Annotated in this window: 19 protein-coding genes; 8 read left to right on the top strand and 11 right to left on the bottom strand. The window is 71.7% G+C overall.

Annotation, left to right across the window (positions count from 1 at the left end):
• Nucleotides 1-140: 140 nt before the first annotated feature.
• Nucleotides 141-1,508 (bottom strand): NsdA family TPR-like regulatory protein, encoded by a 1,368-nt coding sequence (locus SNA_RS22520; RefSeq protein ID WP_051877503.1) that lies wholly within the window; start codon nt 1,506-1,508, stop codon nt 141-143.
• A 350-nt stretch (nt 1,509-1,858) separates the two neighbouring features.
• Between SNA_RS22520 and SNA_RS22515 the strand changes: the two genes are divergently transcribed.
• Nucleotides 1,859-3,208 carry an NsdA family TPR-like regulatory protein gene (locus SNA_RS22515; protein WP_044366678.1) on the top strand — a complete coding sequence of 450 codons (1,350 nt, stop codon included), beginning with the start codon at nt 1,859-1,861 and terminating at the stop codon, nt 3,206-3,208.
• Nucleotides 3,209-3,541: 333 nt separating this feature from the next.
• Nucleotides 3,542-5,230, top strand: coding sequence for a CocE/NonD family hydrolase (locus tag SNA_RS22510; protein ID WP_044366381.1), 1,689 nt, complete (start codon nt 3,542-3,544; stop codon nt 5,228-5,230).
• Nucleotides 5,231-5,236: 6 nt separating this feature from the next.
• Here SNA_RS22510 and SNA_RS22505 read toward each other — a convergent pair whose 3' ends face one another.
• The 4 genes from SNA_RS22505 to SNA_RS22490 form a co-directional block, all read right to left on the bottom strand.
• Complete coding sequence (locus SNA_RS22505; RefSeq protein WP_030071344.1) at nt 5,237-6,232, bottom strand: DUF1259 domain-containing protein; 996 nt, start codon at nt 6,230-6,232, stop codon at nt 5,237-5,239.
• A 216-nt stretch (nt 6,233-6,448) separates the two neighbouring features.
• Complete coding sequence (gene xylB, locus SNA_RS22500; protein ID WP_044366379.1) at nt 6,449-7,852, bottom strand: xylulokinase; 1,404 nt, start codon at nt 7,850-7,852, stop codon at nt 6,449-6,451.
• A 43-nt stretch (nt 7,853-7,895) separates the two neighbouring features.
• Entirely contained in the window at nt 7,896-8,894 is a 999-nt protein-coding gene (locus SNA_RS22495; RefSeq protein ID WP_030071350.1) for a zinc-dependent alcohol dehydrogenase family protein, read from the bottom strand.
• A gap of 62 nt (nt 8,895-8,956) precedes the next feature.
• Nucleotides 8,957-9,763, bottom strand: coding sequence for a DeoR/GlpR family DNA-binding transcription regulator (locus SNA_RS22490; RefSeq protein ID WP_030071352.1), 807 nt, complete (start codon nt 9,761-9,763; stop codon nt 8,957-8,959).
• A gap of 158 nt (nt 9,764-9,921) precedes the next feature.
• On the opposite strand from SNA_RS22490, the gene SNA_RS22485 reads away from it, so the two are divergent.
• The 6 genes from SNA_RS22485 (at nt 9,922) to SNA_RS22460 (ending at nt 16,380) form a co-directional block, all read left to right on the top strand.
• On the top strand, nt 9,922-11,283 hold the full coding sequence (locus SNA_RS22485) for an MFS transporter (RefSeq protein WP_030071353.1): 1,362 nt from the start codon (nt 9,922-9,924) through the stop codon (nt 11,281-11,283).
• A gap of 76 nt (nt 11,284-11,359) precedes the next feature.
• The gene (locus tag SNA_RS22480; RefSeq protein WP_037793463.1) at nt 11,360-12,310 is read left to right on the top strand and encodes a sugar-binding transcriptional regulator; all 951 of its coding nucleotides are present in this window, start codon (nt 11,360-11,362) and stop codon (nt 12,308-12,310) included.
• A 98-nt stretch (nt 12,311-12,408) separates the two neighbouring features.
• Nucleotides 12,409-13,788, top strand: coding sequence for an ABC transporter substrate-binding protein (locus SNA_RS22475; protein WP_044366376.1), 1,380 nt, complete (start codon nt 12,409-12,411; stop codon nt 13,786-13,788).
• Nucleotides 13,769-14,737, top strand: a complete 969-nt coding sequence (locus SNA_RS22470) for a carbohydrate ABC transporter permease (protein WP_044366374.1) — start codon at nt 13,769-13,771, stop codon at nt 14,735-14,737. Before SNA_RS22475 ends, SNA_RS22470 begins: the two co-directional genes overlap by 20 nt.
• Nucleotides 14,738-14,778: 41 nt before the next feature.
• Complete coding sequence (locus SNA_RS22465; RefSeq protein WP_044366372.1) at nt 14,779-15,630, top strand: carbohydrate ABC transporter permease; 852 nt, start codon at nt 14,779-14,781, stop codon at nt 15,628-15,630.
• Nucleotides 15,631-15,855: 225 nt separating this feature from the next.
• On the top strand, nt 15,856-16,380 hold the full coding sequence (locus SNA_RS22460; protein ID WP_078970099.1) for an ATP-binding protein: 525 nt from the start codon (nt 15,856-15,858) through the stop codon (nt 16,378-16,380).
• Here the strand turns inward: SNA_RS22460 and SNA_RS22455 are convergent.
• From SNA_RS22455 to SNA_RS22430, 6 genes are all read right to left on the bottom strand, one after another.
• Complete coding sequence (locus SNA_RS22455) at nt 16,325-16,921, bottom strand: dihydrofolate reductase family protein (protein WP_030064987.1); 597 nt, start codon at nt 16,919-16,921, stop codon at nt 16,325-16,327. The genes SNA_RS22460 and SNA_RS22455 overlap by 56 nt on opposite strands.
• Before the next feature lie 123 nt (nt 16,922-17,044).
• Nucleotides 17,045-18,361 (bottom strand): PP2C family protein-serine/threonine phosphatase, encoded by a 1,317-nt coding sequence (locus tag SNA_RS22450; RefSeq protein WP_044366370.1) that lies wholly within the window; start codon nt 18,359-18,361, stop codon nt 17,045-17,047.
• Between the two features lie 201 nt (nt 18,362-18,562).
• Complete coding sequence (locus SNA_RS22445; RefSeq protein ID WP_044366368.1) at nt 18,563-20,425, bottom strand: phospholipase C; 1,863 nt, start codon at nt 20,423-20,425, stop codon at nt 18,563-18,565.
• Between the two features lie 179 nt (nt 20,426-20,604).
• Nucleotides 20,605-21,834, bottom strand: coding sequence for an iron uptake transporter deferrochelatase/peroxidase subunit (efeB, locus tag SNA_RS22440; protein ID WP_030064993.1), 1,230 nt, complete (start codon nt 21,832-21,834; stop codon nt 20,605-20,607).
• 2 nt (nt 21,835-21,836) lie between these two features.
• Complete coding sequence (locus SNA_RS22435) at nt 21,837-23,099, bottom strand: EfeM/EfeO family lipoprotein (RefSeq protein ID WP_044366362.1); 1,263 nt, start codon at nt 23,097-23,099, stop codon at nt 21,837-21,839.
• 172 nt (nt 23,100-23,271) lie between these two features.
• Entirely contained in the window at nt 23,272-23,832 is a 561-nt protein-coding gene (locus SNA_RS22430; RefSeq protein WP_030064997.1) for a SixA phosphatase family protein, read from the bottom strand.
• Nucleotides 23,833-23,841 lie beyond the last annotated feature (9 nt).

Below are 23,841 nucleotides of genomic sequence, written 5' to 3'. Positions count from 1 at the left end.
GCCACCCCTCCTTTCCTGTTGACGTCCGCTCACCGATTGAACAGCGGCCCTCACGCCGATTGCCGGTTTCCGGAGCCCGGGGCTGTTGAAAGGAGTGAAAGCACCGGTGAAAGGAGGGAAGGCACCGGCGGCGCATGCGCTCAGCAGCGCTGCGCCGGCTGCGTCATGGCGCACGTACGGTGCAGCACGGCGGCCGCCGCCGGAACGCGCCGAAAGGAGATCAGCAGCTTCCGCAGCCGGGCCGCGGCGAGATCCGCCGAGCCCGACCGCAGATGAACGTAATGATCGAGAAAGGAGTTCCAAGACGCACAGGCTTCCTCGACATGTCCGAGGCCGACGAGGATTTCCGCGTGCCGGGCATAACTCAGGGCCAGCCCCCGGTGGTCGTCGTCCGCCCGCCGCGCCAGCGAGCGGTGCAGCTCGGTGCGCGCGGCCGCCGGATCGCCCGTGTGCCGCAGGACTTCGGCGCTCTGGAACGCGAGCGAGGCGCGCGAGTACGCGGCGAACGGCCCGCCCGGCCCGGCGCCGCGCTGCTGTGCCTCCAGGGCGCGCTCGGCCACGCCGAGCGACGCGAGGGCCGCCCGGCGCACTCCGCAGGCCGCCTGCGCCACCGCGAGCTGGGACGCCAGGAACGCCTGGGTCGCGGCGTGCGGAGCCCGCGCGGCGGCCACGGCGGCCTCGGCGGCATCCAGAGCCATGCGCCGGTGGCCCAGCGCGAGCCCCTGGGCGCTCAGTCCGCGCAGGACGACGGCGCGTGCGGTGGGGTCCCCGGACTCCTCGGCGAGCCGCAGCGCGGTGGTGAAATGGCGCTGGGCGAGGCCGTGGACGGATGCGTCCTGGTACATCCGGGCCAGCAGGAAGGACAGCCGGGACGCCTCCACCAGCAGGCCGCGGTGCGCCGCGTCGCCGTCCGGTTCGCGCAGCCGCGGCGCGATGTCGTCGGCGAGGTAGGCGGCGAGCGCCGAGCGCGCGCTGCCACCGCCGTGCGCATTGAAGGACGTCGCATAGAAGCGGACGGCGAAGCGGACGACGGCGAGCTCGCCGTCGTCCGCTCCGCCGTGCGGCACCGGGGGCCGAGGACTCCGTTCGTGCTGATCGTCCGCCAGTTTCGCGAGTTCCGCCTCCCGGTACGGCTCCAGCCTGGCGGCCGTCCGGCGCGTGGGGTCGCTCTCCAGGGCGCATGCGTCGGTGAGCGCGGTCCCGGCCGGGGAGCCGCCCTCGGCCGGCCGCCCGGCCGGCGGTGTGCACGGCGGGGAGAGCAGCCCCGCGGCTCCGGGGGAGACCGCCCGCCCCAGGCGCCGGGTCAGCGACTCCGCGATCAGGTCCGGCACCGGTGGCGCCGGCTGCGTACCGCTGAGCCAATGGGCCACGCCCGTACGGTCGTAGTGCAGATCCAGGCCGATTTCCGCGGCGAGCGCATTGACCGAACGGGCCAGCGCGGCCTGCGTCCATTGGGCCTCTGCCAGCAGGGCCCGTAATTTCTGGTTACGACGGCGTGACGACGGCACCTGGTGCTCCCGGTGGAAGGTGCGATCCGGGGAAGTCCGCAAAGGGCCGAATGGCGCGGGAGTTCAGGCGCTGCCATGTGCCGTGCCTGAGACCGCTGTTGCCCGTGGTGAGGCAACGCGCACGGCCGGCAATGCGTCCGCGGCGCCCGTGGAATTCCCCGGCGAATGACCGGCGGCTGGCCGGAAATCCTCCCTACGGGTGACCGGGCCATAGCCAACGGCCGCCCCTTAACGGAACCATGAAACGAGCCAGGGTGGAACGCCCGGCCGCGCCCCAAAGCGTGAACGTGTTGAACGTTGAACGACGAAAGGGCCCACCGAGCCGCAGCATGGAGCGAGGCAGCACCCTGATGAATCCCCGCCGTGACCCCAACCGCCTTCTCACCGCGCTGCTGGCCGAGGCCGACTGGACCGCCGCGGATCTCGCCCGCGCCGTCAATACGCTGGGCGCCGCCCACGGGCTCCGGCTGCGCTACGACCGGACCTCGGTGGCCCACTGGCTCAACGGCTCGCGCCCCCGCACACCGGTCGGCGAACTGGTCGGCCAGGCACTGGGCCGCCGCCTCGGCCGCACGCTGACCCCCCTGGACACCGGACTCGCCGAACCGGACGACGCAGCGGAGGTGATGGCACGGCTCCTGCGCAGCGACGATCCGGTGCAGCGGCTCGCCGCCCTGTGCCGCGCGGACGCCGACCCCGTCCGCCGCGCACGTCTGGCCCGCGCGGTCGCCCCCGCCGGGCCCGACGTCCCCACCCACTGGGGAACCCGGCCGCCGACCCTCCCGCCCGTCACCCCCGGGGTACGGCAGGCGACGGCCGCCGATGCGGCACGGCTGGAGAACGCGGCCGTCTGCGGCGTCCTGATGGGAGAGAAGTACGGCGGTGCCCATGGCCGGCGGGCGCTGACGGTCCATCTCTGCGAGGAGGTGGTGCCGCTGCTCACCGCTCCGGCCCACCCGTCGGTCCGCCAGGCGCTGTTCACCGGTGCCGCGCAGCTGACCCTCCTGCTGGCCGGCCGCGCCTCCGAAGTCGGCCAGGCCGGCCTCGCGCAGCACTACTACTCCCTCGCCCTCGAACTCGCCCGTGCGGCCGGGGACCGCGGCAGTTACGCGATCGTGCTGCGCTGTCTGAGCGTGCACACCCACCGGCTGGGCGACCACCAGCGGGCCGTCGCCCTGGGCGAGGCGGCGCTCGATGTCGCGGGCAGCGCCGTCCCGCATGCCACGCGGGCCTTCGTCCACGCGGGCCGGGCCCTCGTCCTCGCCGGTGCGGGCCAGGGCCGGGCGTCCGCCGGAGATCTGCTGGCCGCCGAACGGCACCTGGCGCAGGCGACGGGACCGGAGGGCCCCTTCACCAGCTATCCCGAAACCGCCCTGCGTTATCAGCGCGCCGAGGTGCTCTCACGCCTGGGCGACCACCAGGGCGCCGCGGCCGAGCTGGAAGGTTCGCTGGCCGCCCGGCCCGCCGACCACCACAAGGCCCGCACCCTGCTGCACGCCCGGCTCGCCCACACCCTGCTGGCCACCCACCAGGTCGAGGCGGCGGTCGACCACTGCCACCACGTCCTGCGCCACCACCAGCAGCTCGCCGCGGGCTCCGTGCACGGCACCGTCCCCCGACTGCTCCGAGAACTCGCCCCCTACGAGCGGAACCCCCGCGTCAGGGCCTTCCGCGAACGCCTGCGGGCGACCCCGTGCTGAGTCCGACGCCGCGCCCCCGTCCGGATCCGGCACGCCTAAGCGGGCGAGCGTCACTCTCGTCACATCAAAAGGATCGATCACACAGCTATAAGGGGGACGCACGGGCGCTTTCCCGCCTCTGGCGCGCCCACCTCGCCCCGGGCTTCACCCATACGCACGCACCGGGAACTGGGGGCCGGGCCATGGCACTTGATTCCCGCCACCCCGCATTACCCGCGAGTATCTTTGGCTGATCATCGTCTCACCAGGGGCGATGCCGCGCCCGTACGCTTCCGATCACCGCACCGGATGGGTGCCATGGTGGCACTGCGGTCAGATTCCGATGGAGCACCGATGGCGCGATCCCCCCGTACCGCCGGCCGATACCGCGGCCGGCCGGGGCTCAGGGCGACAACTCCCGCACTGCTCACGGCATTTGCCCTGTGCGGCACCCTCCTTGCCACCCCCGCGTCGGCGGCCTCCCACACCGGCCCCGCGGCCGCCACCGCCGCCTCCGCCGCGCACACCGCCCCGTCCTTCCGCCGGGTCGACATCCGCATGAAGGACGGCGTCGTCCTCAAGGCCAACGTCTTCACTCCCGCTCCCGGCACCCCCGGCGCCGACCGCAAGGGCCGCTACCCCCTGGTCGTCCAGCCCGCCAGCTGGGGCCAGAACGACCTGGAATACGTCGCCCAGGGCAAACAGCTGGCCGCCGACGGCTATATCGCCGTCACCTACACCGTGCGCGGCTTCTGGCAGTCGGGCGGCGAGGTCGATGTCGCCGGACCCAAGGACGTCAAGGACGTGTCCGCGGTCATCGACTGGGCGCTCGCCCACACACCTGCCGACCGCCAACGCATCGGCATGGTGGGCCTCTCCCTGGGCGGCGGACTGACGCTGATGGGCGCCGCCTTCGACCCCCGGATCAAGGCGGTCGCGTCCCTGAGCGGCTGGGCGGACCTGACCGACTCGCTCTACAGCGGTCAGACCCGGCACCTCCAGGCCGCCGCCCTGCTCACCGCCGTCGAGACCCCCACCGGCCGCAAGAGCCCGGAATTCGCGCGCATGCTGGCCGACCTCTTCGCCGACCGCGATCTCCCCAAGGTCGTCGCCTGGGCGCAGACCCGCTCCCCGGCCCGCTACGTGGACCGGATCAACGCCCATGGCACCGCCGTCTTCCTGGCCAACGCCTGGGGCGACAGCATCTTCAACCCCAGCCAGATGACCGCCTTCTACCAGCGGCTGACCGGCCCCAAGCGCCTCGAACTGCGCCCCGGGGACCACGCCACCCAGGAAATGACCAGCCTGCTGGGCCTGCACAACGCCACCTGGACGAGCGCCCGGCGCTTTCTCGACAGCCACCTCAAGGGCACCGGCGGCCGAGGCGACGCCCCCCAGGCGGTCCAGCTCCAGGTCCGGCACAACGGCGCGACCGAGCACTACCCCACCTGGCGCGCCATCAGCTCCCGCACCGAACGTCTGCGGCTGGGCGACCCGGGTGTCCCCGGCGACGGACAACTCGGCACCACGGACCGGCCGGGCTGGCACAAGCCCGTCGCCGGCGACACGGACTCCGGAGCGGACGGCGGCGTCGCCGAACTGTCCGGCACGCTGGACCAGCTCGCCGGTCTGCCGCCCCTCGTCTTCCTCCCGCTGCTGCCGCAGCGCTCCGCCGCCGTATGGCAGTCGGCCCCCTACGCGGCCACGCACGCCCTCCGCGGCGCCGCGCGCCTGCACACCACGGTCACGGCCACCGCCCCCCGGGGAACGGTCTTCGCCTACCTCTACGACGTCAACGCCCTCGGGGTGGGCAAGCTGATCTCCCACGCCCCGCAGAGCTGGTCCGGCAAGCGTCCCGGGCAGGCATTCCCGCTCGATGTCTCGCTCTTCACCACCGCCTACGACGTGCCCGCCGGGCACCGGCTGGCGCTGGTCCTGGACACCAAGGACCCGCTGTACGGCGGCAGCACGCCGAAGGGCAGCACCGTCTCGTTCGGCTCGACCGCGGCCGACCCGTCCGAGCTGGAGCTGCCCCTGCGCTGACCCGCGTCAGCCGCCCGCCACGACATTCGTGGCTTCCACCGCCGGACGCAGGGCGTGGGCGAGCGTCACGGCGTCGCCCTCGGCCCAGAAGTGGGTGAAGAACAGCCGGGGTTCGTCCGTCAGGCCGTGGTTGTGCAGCTCGACGAGCTGGGCCCCGGCCTGGCGGAGGGCGCCCAGGACGTTCTGGACCTCGCCGGCGATCATCGCGCAGTCGCCGCTGACCGCGGCCCGGCCGCCGCCCAGCGGCTGGAAGCTGAACGCGCTGGTCGAGCCCAGGCCCGGCGGCAGCGCCCAGGTGCCGTCGGTGATGGTCTCGCGGCGGACGAAGAGGCTGCGGTAGATCCCGTGGTCGGCGATGCCCTTGGTCTCCAGCGCGGCATCGATGCCCGCCGTGTCCAGGTCGACGGACTGCTGCTGCGGCGTGGTGGGCTCCGACGGGGTGTTGGTGCGGTCGAGCGAGGCGCGCAGCCCCCGGGCCAGGGAGTCCGGGTCGTCGCCGTGCGCATGGATGTGGATCCACCAGATGTCCGGGCTCTGGGAGAGCAGATGCTTGTGGATGGCGGTCTGGGAGATCTCGTTCGCGTGCAAGGCATCGGAGAACCCCTGGAGTTCGGGCTCGGAGACCACCACATCGCCCATCATCAGCGAGCCGTCGGGGTAACGGACGAAGGACACGTTCGTGCCCAGGGCGAGGCCGGGCTGGACGACGATGCCGCGGGAGACCACGCGCAGGTCATAGCGCGGGAAAGCGGTGTGATACATCATGTTCTGCTTCATGTCGCCCTCCCGGCCGAGGGCTTCGGCGACGCCCGACCAGTCGGCCAGGCTCGTCTGCACCGGCGCGGACGGCGCGGCGCTGCCCGCCTCGGGGTCCCGGACGGACAGGGCGCGGGCGGGGGTCGGCGCCGCGGCCAGCACCGGAGCCAGCGCGGCCGCGGTCAGTACCCGCCGCCGGGGCGTACCCGCCTGCGCGGCGTCCTGCTGTCGATGTGCAGCGATCATCACGTCAGTACCTCCATGCCGAGATCGAAGCACGGCAAACCGGGAACAACGTGATGGCGGTCATCTCTTGGGGCCAAGTGGCCTAAGCAGTCAGCGCGGTGGGTGGCACGCCCCGGGGCCGCGGGCCCTCTGTCAGGCGCCCGACGCGGCCTCGGCGGCGGCACGCACGGCTCCGCCGCCCCCGCAACCGGAGCGTGCACACACCGGCTTCCCCGATCAGCCGTACACCATCGACCGCGCGTCGGCATACGCCTCCCGGATGCGACGGCCGGCGGTGCCGTCGGCCGGTGCGGGGATCTGCCGCGCCGCGGCCACCGGCCAGTGCGGCGGTTCGGGCGTCCCCGCCAGGGCCCAGGCGGCCTGCCGGGCCGCGCCCAGGGCCACGTACTCCTCGGGTTCGGGGACGGTGACCGGGGTACCGAAGATCTCGGCGGCGATCTCGCCGACCACGGGCGCCTTGGCCGCACCGCCGATGATCAGCACGCGGCGCGCCTCGACGTCCTGGGCCCGCAGCCGGTCGAGGGCGTCGGCCATATTGCACAACATGCCCTCGACGGCCGCGCGGGCGAAGTTCGGCGGGTGCATGTTCGCCTTGCGCATGCCCATCAGACTGCCCGCGGCCTCCGGGAGATTGGGGGTCCGCTCGCCGCCCAGGTAGGGGAGCAGAACCAGGCCGCCGGCGCCCGGGTCGGCCGCGCGGGCGAGGGGGCCGAGGTCGTCGAGGGCGATGCCGAGCATGCGGGCGGTGGAGCTGAGGACCCGGGCCGCGTTCAGGGTGCACACCAGGGGCAGATAGCGGCCGGTGGCGTCGGCGAACCCGGCGACGGCGCCGGTGGGTTCGCCCACCGGGTGCTCGGTGAGGGCGAAGGCGGTACCGCTGGTCCCCAGCGAGATGACGACATCGCCCGGCCGGATGCCCAGCCCCAGGGCCGCGCCCATGTTGTCGCCCGTCCCGGCCGCCACCAGCGCCCCGTACGGGGTGCGGCCGGCCGCCTCGGTGGGGCCGAGCACCCGCGGCAGTTCGGGGGTACGGCCGCCGAAGGCGAGGGCGAGCAGATCGCGGCGGTAGGCGCCCTCGGCCGGGGACCAGTAACCGGTGCCCGAGGCGTCGCCCCGGTCGGTGACCGGTTCTGCGCCCGTACCGGGGCCGCCGCACAGCTGCCAGGTCAGCCAGTCGTGCGGCAGCAGCACCCGGTCCGTACGGTCCGCATGGCGCGGCTCGTGCGCGGCCAGCCAGCGCAGCTTGGCGACGGTGATGGCCGCCACCGGTACGGTGCCGACCGCCTCGGCCCATTTCTCCGGCCCGCCGAGCTCATCGACCAGATCCGCCGCCGCCTGCGCCGAGCGGGTGTCGTTCCACAGCAGCGCCTCGCGCACCGGCAGTCCGGTCGCGTCCAGCGCGACCAGGCCGTGCTGCTGCCCCGCGACCGCGAGGGCATCGACGCGTTCCAGCAGGCCGTTGCCCGCTTCGAGGAGCGCCCGCCACCAGGCTTCGGGGGCGACCTCGGTGCCCTCGGGATGGGCGGCGCGGCCCCGGTGCAGTACTTCCCCGGTGTCGGCGTCGCAGACGACGACCTTGCAGGACTGGGTGGAGGAATCCACCCCGGCAACTGTGGGCATGTCGATGTCGCTTCCGTGCAACGAGACCAAGGGGTAAGGGAGTTCAGCTCTGCGGTCGGATCTGGATCTTGCGCCCGGAGCCGTCCTTGAACGTCTGGAGGGCGGAGCCGAAGTCCGCCAGCCCGAAGCTGTGCGTGAGCATCGTGTCCGCGTCGATGACCCCCTTCGCCATCAGGTCCACGGCGCGCCCGAAGCTGTGCAGTACGGCCATCGACCCGACGATGGTGATCTCGTCGTTGTACACGTGGAACGGCGAGAAGGACGCCTTGGCGGCGGACGGCGCGACGCCGAACTGCTGGAAGGTGCCGCCGCGGCGCACCCGGGTCAGGCCGTCCTCGATGACGGGGATGACGCCGGTGCAGTCGATGACGGTTTCCCAGCCCTGCGGCCGGTCCAGATCCGCCGCACTCGCCGCGGTGGCGTCCGCGCCCAGCTGCCGGGCGACCGCCAGCCGGTCCTTGTTGATGTCCACGACCGAGAGGGAGGCCGCGCCGGCGGCCTTGGCGAGCTGAAGCATCATCAGGCCCATGGTGCCCGCCCCGTAGATGAGGTAGTGGTCCCCGAGGCGGCGCGGCAGCACGTCGAAGCCGCGCACCGCGCACGACAGCGGCTCGATCAGGGTGCCCTGCGCGACGTCGACGCTCTCGGGCAGCCGGTAGCAGTTGGCGGCCGGCACCTTGACGTACTCGGCCATCGCGCCGTCCACGGTGTCGCCGATCGCGCCCCAGTTCTCGCACAGGTTGCCGTGCCCGATCGCGCAGTAATGGCAGGCGCCGCAGAAGAGCGACGGGTCGACGGCGACCTGCTCGCCGGTGCGCAGCCCGGTGACCCCGGCGCCCAGCGCGACGATCTCGCCGGTGAACTCGTGGCCGGGAATGATCGGGTACGGGGTGGGCGCGAACTCCCCCTGGACGATGTGCACATCGGTGCCGCAGATGCCCACCGCGACGGGCGCGACGATGACCTCGCCGGGGCCCGGGGTGGGGTCGTCGACGGTGGTGACCTCGTAGTGCCCGGGGGTGTGGATGACGACAGCGCGCATGGAGGAGGGCCTTTCTCGGGGGAGGAGGAGGGGGAGGCGGGTGAGCGGCGGCCTGGACCGGCTCAGCCGGGGGTGTCCCCGGTGCGGACCTCGACGGTGCGGACCTCGACGCCGAGGTCGCGGACGGGCCGCAGTTCGCTCTCGGGGGTGTCGGCGTCGGTGACCAGCAGGTCGTAGCCGCCGACATCGCCGTACGGATAGGTGGCCGTGCGGCCGAACTTGCTGTGGTCGACGGCCAGTACGGCGCGGTCCGCGGCCTGGAGATACGCCTGTTTCGTCTCCGCGTACTCGCGCACCGGGTGGTAGAGCCGGCCCTCGCGGACCGACGTGGCGGTGACGAAGGCGACGGTGGCGCGGATGTCCTGGAGCTGGCGGCGGGACTGCGGCCCGGCGCAGGACTCGAAGTCCTCGTAGTAGCGGTCGCCCAGCAGCGTCACCTCGGCCGGCGAGGACGCCAGGAGGTAGGTGATGCGCAGCGAGTTGGTGATCACCCGGATCCCCTCGACGGTGGCGAGCCGGCGGGCGAGCGGGAAGAGCGTGGAGCCGCAGTCGATCAGCACCGTGTCGCCGGGGGAGACCTCCTCCGCGAGTGCCTCCGCGATGGCGGTCTTCAGCTCCGTATGGGAGTTCTCGCGGAAGCGCAGCGCGCTCTCCATGGCGACGTTGGAGAAGGCGGTGGCCACCCCGCGGCCCTTGCGCAGCAGCTGGCGCTCGTGAAGGTTGTCCAGGTCGCGGTGCATGGTCATCACGCTGACCCGCATCCGCGCGGCGAGCTCGGCGATGCGGATCCCGCCCTCCTGGGCGACATGGCGCAGCACCGCCTGACGGCGCTCCTCCACCTCGGCCTCGGAGCCGCGACTCGCTCTCATCGTGGGCATCCCCCGTTCGATTCGGCGGCGGTTTTCCGCCATGCGCTCACCCTAGAACATCACACACTTTATGTGAAGCTCTTGAAATTGTCTGTGAGGTTGTTCAGTCTGATGGCCACATTCGGGCGAACGCCCGGCCCGTCAGGAAGGTCCCCGCCGTGCTGCGCACACCTCAAGAGCGCGATCCGTCGCTGCCCCGCCCCGCCGTCCTCGGGATCCCCCGGGCCCTGATCTGGGGCTATTTCGGCGTCCTGCTCTTCATGATCGGCGACGGTGTGGAGACCAGCTATCTGCCCACGTACTTCAAGACCGACCTCGGCTTCGCGGAGGCGAGCGTCGGCATCATCTTCACGGTCTACGGCGTCACCGCCGCGATCGGCGCCTTCCTGGCCGGCGGCCTCTGCGACCTGTGGGGGCCGCGCCGGGTGATGATGACCGGCGCCGCCTGCTGGGCGGTCTGCCATGCGCTGCTGCTCGCGGTCGCCATCCCCACGCATGCGTACGGGCTGATCCTCTTCACCTACGGCCTGCGCGGATTCGGCTATCCCCTGTTCGCCTACGGATTCATGGTCTGGATCATGGCGGGCGCCCCGGAACGCCAGCTCGGCAAGGCGCTCGGCTGGTTCTGGTTCTGCTTCACCATGGGCTATCCCGTCATCGGCTCCGTCCTGGTCTCGCTCCTCAAGCCCACGATCGGCTTCTACCACACGCTGTGGGTGTCCCTGGCGATGATCGTCGCGGGCGCCCTGGTCGTCCTGTTCCTCCTGCGCGAACGCACCGGATTCCAGGGCCTGTCCAAGAGCCGGGAGCGCATCAGCCTGCCGCGCACCTTCCTGGGCTGTTTCACCGTCATGTTCACCGAACCGCGTGTCGGCATGGGCGCGGTGGTCCGGCTCATCAACACCACCTCGCAGTTCGGCGTGTGGGTCTTCATCCCGCTCTTCCTCATCGACCGGATCGGCTTCAGCGCTCAGGAGTGGGCCTCCCTGCTGATCGTGATGATGGTCAGCAATCTCGCCTGCGTCGTCCTCTTCGGGGCGCTCGGCGACCGGTGGAGCCGGCGCAAAACCGTCGCCTGGCTCGGCGGCGTGGTCTCGGCGCTCGCCTGCCTGGCCCTCTACTACGTCCCCGAAGCCGCGGGCCACGACTACCCGCTCGTCGCCCTTGCCGCCGGCGCGCTCGGCGTCGGCATGGCCGGCTACGTCCCGCTGCCGCCCCTGATGACCGCGCAGGATCCCCAGCGCAAGGGCCAGATCATGTCGGCGTACACCCTGGGCGCCGGCGCCAGCATGGCCTTCGGCCCGCTCCTCGGCACGGTCTTCACCGGCGTGATCGGCATCGGGGGCGTCATGTGGATCTACGCGGCCCTGCATCTGCTCAGCACCGTCCTGGTCCTGCTCATGAAGACACCCCAGGCGCGACCGGAAGCGGACGCCGCCCCTGCCGCCGACCCCGCCGCCGACCCTCGGGCCGAGCGCCGGCCGGTCGGGACGTTGACAGCACCCTCCCAGGAGTTTTAATAGGGAAAAGGTGCATATGAGGCGCTACCGCTCATGCGAGCGGTAGCGCCCGGCGTCCGGAAAGGCCAGGGCTGATATGCGCACCCACCACACCGGCCCCGAATACCTGGTGCAGACGGCCGCCATGGCCCGGCGGTTCTACCTTGAGGGCAAATCCAAGATGGAGATCGCCGAGGAGTTCGGCATCAGCCGGTTCAAGGTGGCCCGCACCCTGGAGACCGCCCTGCGCGACGGCCTGATACGGCTGGAGATCCGGCTGCCGCCCGAACTCGACGCCGACCTCTCCGACGCCCTGCGCACCCGCTTCGGCCTGCGGCACTCGATCGTCATCGACTCGCAGCAGGAAGTCCCGGACGACACGGTGCAGGCCACCCGCCGCCTCGGCGCCGTCGCCGCCGACCTGCTGGCCGAGATCGTCACCGAGAACGACGTCCTCGGCCTCGTCTGGGGCCCCGAGATCGAGGCCCTGGGACTCGGGCTGACCACACTCGCCCGCTGCACGGTCGTCCAGCTGTGCGGGGCGACCCCGCTGCGCCCCGTGAACAAGACCGCCGTGGAAGCGGTACGCCGAGCCGCCACCATCTCCCGCGGAGTCGTCCACCCCATTTACGCCCCGCTCCTGCTGCCCGACGGCGAGGCGGCCCGGATGCTGCGCGAGCAGCCCGGGGTGGTCGATGCGATCCGCTGCTTCGGCCAGGTGACCAAGGCGGTCGTCACCGTCGGCGGCTGGGGGCCCGGACTCTCCACCATCTACGACGCGCTCGGCGACGCCGAACGGGAGGATTACCGGCGCCGGGGCGTATGCGCCGAAGTCGTCGGCCAACTGCTCGATGCGGAGGGACGGGTCGTCGTCCCCGAACTCACCGAACGGGTCATCGCCATCAGCTTCGACGAGCTGCGCAAGGTGCCCGACGTCATCCTCCTGGCCGACGGCGTGGAACGGGCGACCGCCGCCTCCGCGGCGGTGAAAACCGGCCTCTTCCACGGCATCGTCACGGACGCCGGGGTGGCTGCGAGCCTGCTGTGACGGCGTACGTCCGACACCGCGCGGGATCCTTGCTCCATTGGTGGGACCGTGGCGGACATCGGGCATTCTTGCCACGGCCCGCGTGAAAGGTGCCAGCCGTGAGAGCACGATTCCCCGGGCGGCGCCGTGCGAGCCGCGCGCTGTGGCCGGTCCCGGTCGCCCTGGCCGTGGCGCTGTCCGCCACCGGCTGCTACCGCGGCGCCGGTGACGTGGGCAACAGCGGCCGTCACACGATCAATGTGCTGATGGTCAACAACCCGCAGATGGTGGATCTGGAGAAGCTCACCGCCGAGCACTTCACCAAGGAGACCGGCATCACGGTGCACTTCACCGTGCTGCCGGAGGACGATCTGCGCGACAAGATGAGCCAGGACTTCTCCAGCCAGGCCGGGCAGTACGACGTGGGCGGCCTCAGCAACTACGAGACGCCGATCTACGCCCGTAACGGCTGGCTGGTGGATCTGGGGGCGCGGGCGGCCAAGGACGCGGCCTTCGACCAGGGCGACATCCTCGCGCCGGTCCGCAAGTCGCTGACGGCCGCCGACGGGAAGATCTACGCGGAGCCCTTCTACGGCGAGTCGTCGTTCCTGATGTACCGCAAGGACCTCCTCAAGGCCGCCGGACTGACCATGCCCGCCCGCCCCACCTGGCACCAAGTCGCCGCGCTGGCTGCCAAGTTGGACGGATTCCGTAAGGGGATGAAGGGGATCTGCCTGCGCGGCCAGCCCGGCTGGGGGCAGATGATCGCCCCGCTCACCACCGTCGTCAACACCTTCGGCGGCACCTGGTTCACCAAGAACTGGCAAGCGCGCGTCGATGCCCCGCAGTTCACCGAGGCCACCCGGTTCTACGTCGACCTGGTGCGCAAGCACGGCGAGGCGGGGGCGCCGCAGGCCGGCTACACCGAATGCCTCAACGATATGCAGCAGGGCAAGGTCGCCATGTGGTACGACGCGACCGCCGGCGCCGGCTCCCTGGAGGGCAGGGATTCCAAGGTCGCCGGGAAGGTCGGCTACGCGCCCGCCCCGGTCGAGAAGACCGGTAACTCCGGGTGGCTCTACACCTGGGCCTGGGGCGTGCAGAAGGCCAGTACGCACCAGGACGACGCCTGGAAGTTCATCCGCTGGGCTTCCGGAAAGGGCTACGAGCGACTGGTGGGCCGGGAGCTGGGCTGGTCCCGCGTCCCCGGCGGCAAACGCGCCTCCCTCTACCGCGACCCTCAGTTCATCAAGGAGTCCGGGGCCTTCGGCGCCGCGACCGAACGCGCCATCACCACCGCCCGGCCGGATGACCCCGGCCTCCAGCAACGTCCGGCCCCCGGCATCCAGTTCGTCGGCATCCCCGAATTCTCCGATCTGGGCACCAAGGTCTCCCAGGAGATCAGCTCGGCCATCGCCGGAAAGCAGAGCGTGCGCGAAGCCCTCGAAAAGAGCCGGCGACTGGCGCAGGAGGTGGCCCGTGCCTACGCAGGCCACTGACGCACCGGCTCCCGGCCCGAACGGCACCGCGCACACCCGCGGCCGGGCGGCCGTGGACCGGGCCAGGGCGCGGACCCGCCGCGCGCCCCTCCTCCCCGCACTGCTCTTCCTGATCGTCGTCACCCAACTCCCGTTCCTGGCAACGGTGGTGATCTCCTTCCTCCGCTGGAACGCCCTGGCCCCGCAGAACCGCGGCCCCGCCGGCTTCGACAACTACCGGGCCGTCTTCACCGACCCCGCGCTACGGAGTTCCGTAGCGACCACGGTCCTCCTGACGGTGACCGTGGTGCTGGTGAGCCTGCTGCTCGGACTGGGGCTCGCGCTGCTGCTGGACCGCAGATTCCGCGGCCGCGGGATCGTCCGGACCCTGCTGATCACGCCGTTCCTGATCGTCCCCGTCGCCTCCGCGCTGATCTGGAAGCATGCGCTGTACAACGCCTCGTACGGGCTCATCAACGGTGTACTGACCTGGGTGTGGGGACTGTTCGGCAGCGACGGTCCGCCCCAGCCGGACTGGCTGACCCGTACCCCGCTCGCCGCGGTCGAGGTGGCGCTGATCTGGCAGTGGACGCCGTTCATGATGCTGATCCTGCTGGCCGGACTCCAGAGCCGGCCCACCGACACCGTCGAGGCCGCCCAGGTCGACGGCGCCTCGCCCTTCGACATCTTCCGCTATCTGACGCTGCCGCATCTGCGGCGCTATCTGGAGCTGGCCGCGCTGCTCGGGACCATCTACGTCGTCCAGAACTTCGACGCGGTCTTCACCATCACCTCCGGCGGCCTGGGCACCGCCAACCTCCCCTACACCCTCTACCAGACCTTCTACCAGGCCCATGACTACGGACTGGCCTCCGCACAGGGCGTCGTCGTGCTGCTGGCCTCGCTGCTCGTGGCCACCTTCGCGCTGCGCACCGTGTCGTCCCTGCTGCGCGAGGAGGGGGTCCGATGAGTCCGTCGAGTCGGATGAGGACGTTGAGGACGATGAGGGCGATGAGGAGAACCGCCACCGTGCCGCCGCGCGGACGGCGCCGCCGGAGCCTGCTGGGCCTTGCCGCCTGGCTGTGCGGACTGTTCTTCTTCGTTCCCGTCGCCTGGATGGTGCTGACGTCCTTTCACCGGGAAACGGATACCGCGGCGAATCCGCCCGACCTCGGCGCCCCTCTCACCCTGCACGGCTATCGCGAATTCTTCGGCGCGGGCGGCGGCGCCAGTCCCTGGCCGCCGCTCATCAATTCGCTGACCGCATCGGTGGTCGCCACGCTCCTGGTCCTCACCCTTGCCGTACCCGCCGCCTACGCCCTGGCCGTCAAACCGGTCCGCAGATGGAGCGATGTCCTTTTCTTTTTCCTGTCCACGAAAATGCTGCCGGTGGTGGCGGGACTGCTGCCGCTCTACCTCGTCGCCCAGAAGGCTGGGATGCTGGACAACATCTGGCTGCTGATCATTCTCTATGCGTCGATGAATCTGCCGATCGCGGTATGGATGATGCGCTCCTTTCTGGCCGAGATCCCGGTGGAGATCCTGGAGGCCGCCGCGATCGACGGCGCGGGGCTGCCCACCACCCTGCTGCGGATCGTCGCGCCCCTCGCCCTCCCCGGGATCGCCGCCACGGGCCTGATCTCCTTCATCTTCAGCTGGAACGAGCTGCTGTTCGCCCGGGTGCTGACCGGCGTCGTGGCCGGTACCGCGCCGGTGTTCCTGACCGGGTTCGTCACCAGCCAGGGTCTGTTCCTGGCGAAGGTGTGCGCCGCCGCCACCGTCATCTCCCTCCCGGTCCTGGCCGCCGGATTCGCCGCCCAGGACAAGCTCGTCGAGGGCCTCTCCCTCGGCGCCGTGAAATGACGTCAGGCGGGACGGTGAGCGCGGCGGGTGTGGCGAAAATGCTCGTCTGAGCGCTCACCGCTCAGATTTCGTCGAATTCCCCGCAATCCGTTGACATCACACTTTCCGTATCTTTAATGGAAGGTAATTGCATATATGAGCTGTACCCGCTCACCTGAGCACAATCCAAAGCCGCGGTAAGCGGCGGCATCGATCTTCCGCGTGCTTGCTTGAAGGGTTAAGAAAATGACTGCTGTGGCCGAATGCGCCATCCCCCGTGATGTCGACGTGGCTTCCGCCTCGCTCACCTTGCCGGCAGTCCTGCGCTCGGCCCGGCAGGCACGGACCTTTACCGCCACGTCCCTGCGGCTGTGGGACGAGAGCGACGACCTCATTGAAGCGGCCGTGCTGATCGTCTGCGAACTGGCCACCAACGCCATCCGTCACGGAGCCCGGCCGCCCGACGGCGCCGGAAGCGCGCCGGGGCCGGATTCCGTGATCACTCTCCGGCTGACGCGCGCATCCGCCGTGCTGCACATCGAGGTGCACGACGGATCCGCGGTCCTGCCCGTCCCGCGCACCGCCGCCGGTGACGAGGACTGCGGCCGCGGGATGGCGATCATCGCCGCGCTCGCCGAGTCCTGGACGTGCGGCCGGGACCCGGGCGGCGGCAAGTGGGTCCGCGCGACGCTGCGGTGTGCCGCCGCCGTACCGCCTACGCCCCGGCCGCCGGCCGATAGGTGCACACCTGCGCTCCGGTCCCGCTGGTGACCGAGGAGACCAGTTCGAGCGTGCGCAGCGCCCCGTCATCGGGGAAGATCGTCTTCCCGCCGCCGAGCAGCACCGGCATGCGGATCAGCCGCAGCTCATCGACCAGGCCCTCGCGCAGCAGCGTGCGCACCAGCGTCGGGCTCCCCATGACCGCCAGGTCGCCGCCGGCGGTCCCGTGCAGCTCCCGGATGCCGGCGACGGCCTTGGCACCGGGGATACGCCGACTGTTCTCCCAGGTCAGCTCGTCATCCGTGAGCGTCTCGGACACGACGTACTTCGGCAGGGCATTCATCTGGTCGGCGAACGGGTCGCCCGCCCGCTCGGGCCAGGCCGCGGCCATCGTCTGCCAGGTGCGCCGCCCGAACAGCAGCGCCTCGGCCCGGGACAGCCCCTCGGCGAAGGCGCCGCCCACCACCTCCGGGTCGAAGAACGGATGCGACCACCCGCCGTGCGCAAAGCCGCCGTCGGTGTCCTCCTCGGGGCCGCCCGGTGCCTGCACGACGCCGTCCAGGCTCATGAACTCACTGACCACGATGCGCATGTGGTGCTCCTCTTCCGTGGTGCGGGCACCGGGAACGGGGCCGTTCCCGGTGTACGGCAGGACAGACTCCCGCGCCGCCCGGAAATCATCGCTTCCGCGGGCGCGGATTTCCGTGGACAGGTACTAAGTACGGGGCGGGGTGCGTACCGCGAGGATGGCCATGTCGTCGTGGCCGTCGCCGGGGGGATGGTCGGCCAGGGTCTGGCACAGCGCGTCCAGGGGGAGGCCGGCGTGCGCGGCGGCGGTGGTCGCCAGGAGGCGCAGGCTGGTGTCGATGGAGTAGTGGGGGTGTTCCACCAGCCCGTCGGTGAAGAAGACCACGGTGGCGCCGACGGGCAGCGGGCGGGCGTGGTCGGGGCGGGGCTGGCTGGCGTCGACGCCGAGCGGGAGGCCGGGCTCGGCGTCCAGATACTCCGCCCCGCCGTCGGGGGAGATCAGCAGCGGGGGCAGGTGACCGGCGCTGCTCCAGCGCAGTGTCCAGGCGTCGTCGCCGGGCTCGATCCTGGCCAGGCAGGCGGTGGCGACGGGGTCGTCGGTGATCGCGTGCAGGGTGCGGTCGAGCTGGGTGAGGACGGAGCTGGGCGGGGTGCAGCGGTCGTACAGCAGGGCGCGCAGCATATTGCGGGTCTGGGCCATGGCGGCCGCCGCCTGCATATCGTGGCCGACGACATCGCCGACGACCGTCGCACAGGCGTTGTCGGGCAGCAGGACGGCGTCGTACCAGTCCCCGCCCAGGAGCCCGGGAGCGGTGGCCGGCCGGTAGATCGCCGCCGCGGTGAAGGGCCGCAGGTCGGGCAGGTGGGGCAGCAGCAGCCGCTGGAACTGTTCGGCCCCGGCACGGACCTGCTCGAAGAGCCGGGCCTTGTCGATGGCCACGCCCGCGGCGCCGGCCAGGGCCAGGACCACCGATTCGTCCTCGGTGTCGAAGGGCCGCCCGTCGAGCCGGTCGGCCAGGTAGAGGTCCCCGTAGATCTCCCCGCGCACGCTGATGGCGACCCCGAGCAGGCTGCGCATCGGCGGATGCCCCGGGGGGAATCCGGCGGCGTGGGGGTGGCCGGGGATGTTCTCGGTCCGCAGCGGTTCGGGGTGGTGGATCAGATGCCCCAGCAGCCCCCGGCCCCGCGGCTGCCCGACGCCGGCCATGGCGGCCAGCTCCTGGTCGGTGATCCCGACGGGGATGAATTCCGACAGGCCCGTGCGCTCCTCGTCCAGGACGCCCAGGGCGCCGTAGCGCGCGCCGACCAGGTCCATCGCGGTGGTGACGATACGGCGCAGCACGACGGGCAGCTCCAGCTCCCGGCTGATCGCCAGCACGGCGGACAGCAGCTCCTGCAACCGTTCGTGGGCCTCGGCCAGCGTGTGGAGCTGCTGGGTGACGCGGTCCCACTCGGCGTCCAGGCGCAGCTGCACGTCGGGCGGCAGCGGGTCCTGTGGCTCCATGTGCGGCTCTTTCCTGCCGGCGACCGGCCCGTGGTGGGGGTCCGGACCGGTCCGGCACCGGGCACGCCCTGTCAGGACATGCCCGGTGCCGTTGCTCCTGGCGTCCCGCTTCCACCATAGAAGGAGATCGGTCCCTGCCGCCGCCGCGCCGTGCTCAAGCGCGGCGCGGCGGCAGCCGTGGTGGTGCGGGAGCGCCGCAGGCTAGGCGGCCGTGTGCCGCGTCCGACGCCGCCGGACGGCCAGCAGGGTGCCGGTCGCGCCGACCGCCAGGGCACCCGCCGCGATACCGATCGGCAGAGTGGGCACGGAGTCCGCCGTCTCGCTCAGGTTCGGTGCGGCGGCGCCGCGGTCGATGCTCGCCGCCACGGGGGCGACGGGCCGGATCTTGCCCACCGACTTGACCGAACCGTCCTTGTTCAGCAGGACCTGCTTGCCGTTCGGGTGCCGGAAGTCGAACATCCCGGCCAGCGACCCGGCCCGCTCGTCGAAGGAGGCGTCGCCGAGCCGTCCGGTGTGCCAGTTGTCCTCGATGAACTTCAGCACCGAGGTCTGCTCGGTCGGCGTGTGGTCGACGGCGTTGACCTTGCTGTAAGGGGAGATCACCAGCAGCGGCTGGCGGCTGCCGGGGCCGCAGCGGTCGGCGTAGCCGCCCGCGGGCGCCGGTCCCGCCTGGCAGGCCGGGCCGTCGGTGGCCTTGTGGTTCGAGCCGGGGGTGGAGTCCTTCGAGCCGTTGAGCGGCTTGGCGAAGGCGTGGTCGTACCAGCCGTCGGAGTCGTCGTACGCCACCACGATCGCGGTGTTCTTCCACTGCGGCGACCGCTGGATCTTGTTGATCTGCCGGACGAGGAAGTGCTGCTCGTCGGTGGGGTCGGAGTAGCCCGCGTGGCCGTCCTGGTACGCCGGTGCCTTGACGAAGCTGACCGCGGGGAGCATGCCCGCCTTGAGCGAGGCGTCGAAGTCGGTCAGGTCGTAGTTGTGGTTGGCCGGCCCGGCGTGGCCGATCTCCCGCACGCTCTTGGGCGGCAGGTGGTGCGGGTTGGACGTCGACCTGTAGTACTGGAACGGCGAGTGGTGCGGGCTGTAGTCGGCGACCTGCGCGCCGCCGACGTTGGTGTGGGTGGTGCCGCCGCACTTCGCGAAGTGGTCCTGCTTGCCGTCCCACGGGGTGCTCGGCCTAAAGCCGCCCTGGAACCAACCCCAGCTGACATGACGGGAGTTGAGCAGATCGCCGATGTTGCGGCCCTGGAGCGCGCCGAGCGTGTCCTTGCTGGTGCGGTCGTGGCCCGAGCAGTCGTCGTAGGCCGGGTCCGGGTCGTTGACCAGCGTGCCGACGCCCTTGGCGTCGGGCGAGAGCACGGTGTACGGGTCGGGCTTGTCGGTCTGCCGGGGGTGCTCGCTGCCGGAGGCGGGGTCGGTGGAGATGATGCCGTGGGTCTGGCCGGAGACGAGGTTGATGGCGCCCGGGGTGGAGGGGCCGTAGGTCGTGCCGAACGACCGGTCGTTGAGCGCGTAGTGCTGGGCGTAGTTCCACAGCGCGGTGACGGTGTTGCCGTCGTAGTAGTCCATGACCAGGCCGGGCTCGCCGAAGAGGCTGCCCGAACACTTCCCGGAGTCGGTGTTCTCGACGAACTTGTCGGCCTTGCCGCCGTTGTAGGCGTACTGCTCGGGGCCGTAGTCGTGGTTCTGGTCGCAGGTCATGGCCTGCTGCGGGGTGAGCCGCTTGGGCAGGTACTGGTTGGGGTTCTTCTTCAGCAGCCCGGCGGTGCGCAGATTGTCGATGTCGCGCGGGGTGTGCCGCGACGGGTGGAACGTGGTCCCGTCGCTGTTCGCCGCCTTGGGGTAGGTCGCGAAGTAGTGGTCGAAGGAGATGTTTTCGTCGAAGAGGACGACGACGTGCTTGATGGGCGTGGCCGTGGCGGAACCGGCGTGCCCGGCGGGCGCGGCCGCCCAGGACGGAGCGGCGGTGCCCAGACCGGCGACGGCGGTGAATGCCGTGAGCGCGGCGGCGCCGGCGAGCGCCCCCACCCGCCTGTTCCTGCGTGACGTTCTTCCGGTGCCGGCCATGCTGTCTGCCCCTCCACATATGAAAATCCGGATAGGAAATTCCGGGTACGGCTCGGGATCCTCCGCTCGCTGTGCGTCGGACCAGCGGACCCACCATGGCATGCGGGTGAACACACGGTCAGGAACGCAAAGTCAAACCTTGACCGTACGTTGACCTTTGGCCCGAACTTGGTGTGCTCCTACCGCAGCAGGGCCCGCCCGAACCAGTCCTCCCCGTCCCGTACACCCGGCAGCGCGAAGAAGTAGCCGCCGCCGAACGGCGTGACGTAGTCGACCAGCGGCTCACCGGCCAGGCGCCGCTGCACGGTCTCGAACTGCCGCGCCAGGTCCTGCTGGTAGCAGCAGAACAGCAGCCCCATGTCCAGATTGCCGTTGGAGTCCATACCGCGGTCGTAGTTGTAGCCGCGGCGCAGTATCCGCTCCCCCTCGCTGTGCGGGGTACGGGGATTGGCCCGGCGGATATGACTGTCCAGCGGGATCACCTCGCCCTTCGGATCCCGCGGATAATCCGGCGCATCGCCCTCGTGGTTGCCGTCCAGGGGCGCCCCGGTGTCGCGGCTGCGGCCGAACATCCGCTCCTGCTCGGTGAGCGAGACACGGTCCCAGAACTCCACCAGCATGCGGATCAGCCGCACCACTTGATAGCTGCCGCCGACCGCCCACTCCGGTTCGCCCGCACCGGCCCCCACCCACACCAGCCGGTCCATGACGCGGGCGTCCCGCACATCGGGGTTGGCGATCCCGTCCTTGAAACCCATCAGATTGCGGGGAGTCCCCGAGGGCCGCGGCGGGTTGGCGAACCCGTCGAGCCGCCAGCGCACCTGCATCCCGCCACGGGTGTGCCGGGCGATGTCCCGCAGCGCGTGCAGCACCGTGTCCGTGCTGTCCGCGCACAGCTGGAGGCTCAGATCGCCGTGGCACCAGGAGGGGTCCAGATCGTCGTCCGGGAAGGACGCCATGGTGTCCAGCCGCAGCGGCTTGCGCCGTCGCAGACCGAAGCGGTCGTCGAAGAGCGAGGCGCCGACGCCCACCGTCACCAGCGGCCCGCCGGCCGGGAGCTGCGGCCCGAGGATCCCGGAGTCCGGGGGAGGGGCGGTGATTCCGGCCGGGGCCGGGGTGCCGCCACCGGTCAGGAACCTGGCCCGCTCGGTGAGCGTGCGCAGCAGCTCGGTCAGCTCCCGGCGGTTCTCCGCGGTCACATCGAAGGAGACGAAGGCGGTGCTGCGCCGCGCCGGCGTCCCGATCGCCGCCTGATGGAGACCGTGGAACGGCACCGGGGCCGCCGCCCCGTCGCGCCCCGCGCGCGGGTGCCCGCCAGCCGCCGCATCCCCCTCTCCCGCCACCAGGCCCGCACCGGCCACCACCGCCCCGCGCAGAAACCGCCGCCTGCCGACACCGTCCCCGCCCACGCTCACACCGTTCTCCGTACGTCGCACACCGTCGCCACGGCCGCCAGCCGCTCCACCAGATCACCCATGTCCGCGTCGACCTTCTCCCGCGCTCCGCGCCCGAGGCGGTCGAGCGGCAGCCACCGCCCGCCGCGCCGGGACGCATCGAGGGCCCGCTGCGCACGGTCCAACCGGTCCTCCAGACCGGGCAGATCGCCCAGCCGGGTCGCCAGCAGCGGCCGCAGGCGGGCCAGTACGGCACGGGTACCGTCGAGGTTGGCCCGCGCGGTGGCCAGGTTGCTGCCACTGCCGTAGTCGGTGCGGCCGGTCAGCTCGAACTGCACGGTGTTCTCCAGGATTTCGTGGGCGCGCAGCCCCAGGTCCGCCGGGTCCATCCGCGCCTGCGCCCAGGTGCTGCGCAACGCCCCCACGGCCTTGGCCAGCGCATCGGCCGGCCCGCGCAGCCGCCCGGTGGACTCCCCGTGCCACAGCCCGTATTCGACGCGATGGAACCCGGTGAAGCCCTTGTCCCGTACGCCGTCGGGCCCTCCCGCCGTCGTTCCGTTGATCGCCGTGTCCGCATCGCCGAAGGCCCCGTAGGCGGCACCGAGCCGTTCGTACTGGAGATGGGCCGCCAGCCAGGCCGTACGGGCCGCGGACCGGTCCCCGCCGTCGACGGCGTCCCGCAGCAGACCGGTCTTTTGCACCAGGCCGTCCATCTGGCCCGCTACCCACTTCTGATACGCCAGCGTCGGCGGGATCAGGTCGTGCTCGGTGACGGGCGCGGCCGCCGGGCCCCTGGCGCCGCCCGCGCCGACCCGGACCGTGGGGCCGGTGACCGCGTCGGCGTCATCGGGCAGGCACATGAACGCATACGCGCCCCTGCCCAGCCGTACCCGCAGCGGCCGGGAGGTGCCGGGGGCGAGCCCCTCCACCTCCCCGTACACCGCTCCGGTCCGGGCGTCCTTGAGATACACCTCGGCCGCGGCACCCGAGGTGTTGCGCAGATCGAAGACCTGGAGGCCGGGCCGCGGGCGGTCCCAGCCCCGGCCGCAACGGCTCTGCGAGACCTCCACGCCGGTGTGCACCAGCCCGTCGGCCCCATACCGCGGCCGCCCCGCCCCGCCGTCCGGGCCGCCGCCCGCCCACAGCAGCACTCCCGCCGCCGACGCCGCGGCCGCCAGCACGGCGCCCACCGCCACCAGCGGACGCCGGACGACGGCCCTCGGGCCGGACCCCGTCGCGGCGACGGGGCGGGCGGGGGCGGTAGGGGCGGTGTGCGGCACTCCACGTCTCCAAGGCGATCGGGCGGCGCCGTACGGACCGGCGACCGGCGGGCCGTCCCGACCACGGATTCTTCCCCTCCGCGCGGCCCGGGACGCCGCAGTGCATCGTAGGCACCCCCGCGGCGCTCGAACGGCCTTCCGCATCTTCCGTGGGCCAGAATTTGCCCGCGGTTCACTCACCCCTCGTGTGCTTGACGCCCCGGGGCACGGCGAAGTCCCTGAGCACCGCGCCACCGGCGCCGAACTCCGGCCAGGGCGCCGGGGACTCCAGGACCGCGAGCCCGGAGGTCGGGAACTTCTCCCGTACCCGCGCCAGCGCCTCGTCGTCGCCCCCGCCGGCCAGGCTCAGTACGAGGTCCTGCACACCCGGCTGATGGCCGATGAGCAGCAGCGTGCGCACCCCCGCCGGTGTCTCCCGTACGACGTCCAGCAGCCGGGCCGCGCTCGCCCCGTAGACGCGGTCGTCGAACGTCACCGGGGGTGCCGCCGCGAACTGCGCCGCCACCAGCTCCCAGGTCTCACGGGTACGGCGCGACGGGGAGCAGACCACCGCATCGGGCAGGCATCCGGCGTCGGCCAGCCGGCGTCCGGCGGCCGGTGCGTCCCTGCGGCCCCGGGGAGCGAGGGGCCGGTCACGGTCCTCCACCTCCGGCCACGCGGACTTGGCGTGCCGCAGCACGACAAGGCGGAACGGCCCGGGGCGGGTTGGCCGGGAGTCCGGTGCGGACGACATGGACGACAT

The sequence above is a fragment of the Streptomyces natalensis ATCC 27448 genome (assembly GCF_000935125.1).
GTDB classification, from domain to species: Bacteria; Actinomycetota; Actinomycetes; order Streptomycetales; family Streptomycetaceae; genus Streptomyces; species Streptomyces natalensis.
The sequence above is the reverse complement of the archived record's forward strand: the minus strand, read 5'-3'. Positions and strand labels throughout refer to the sequence as shown.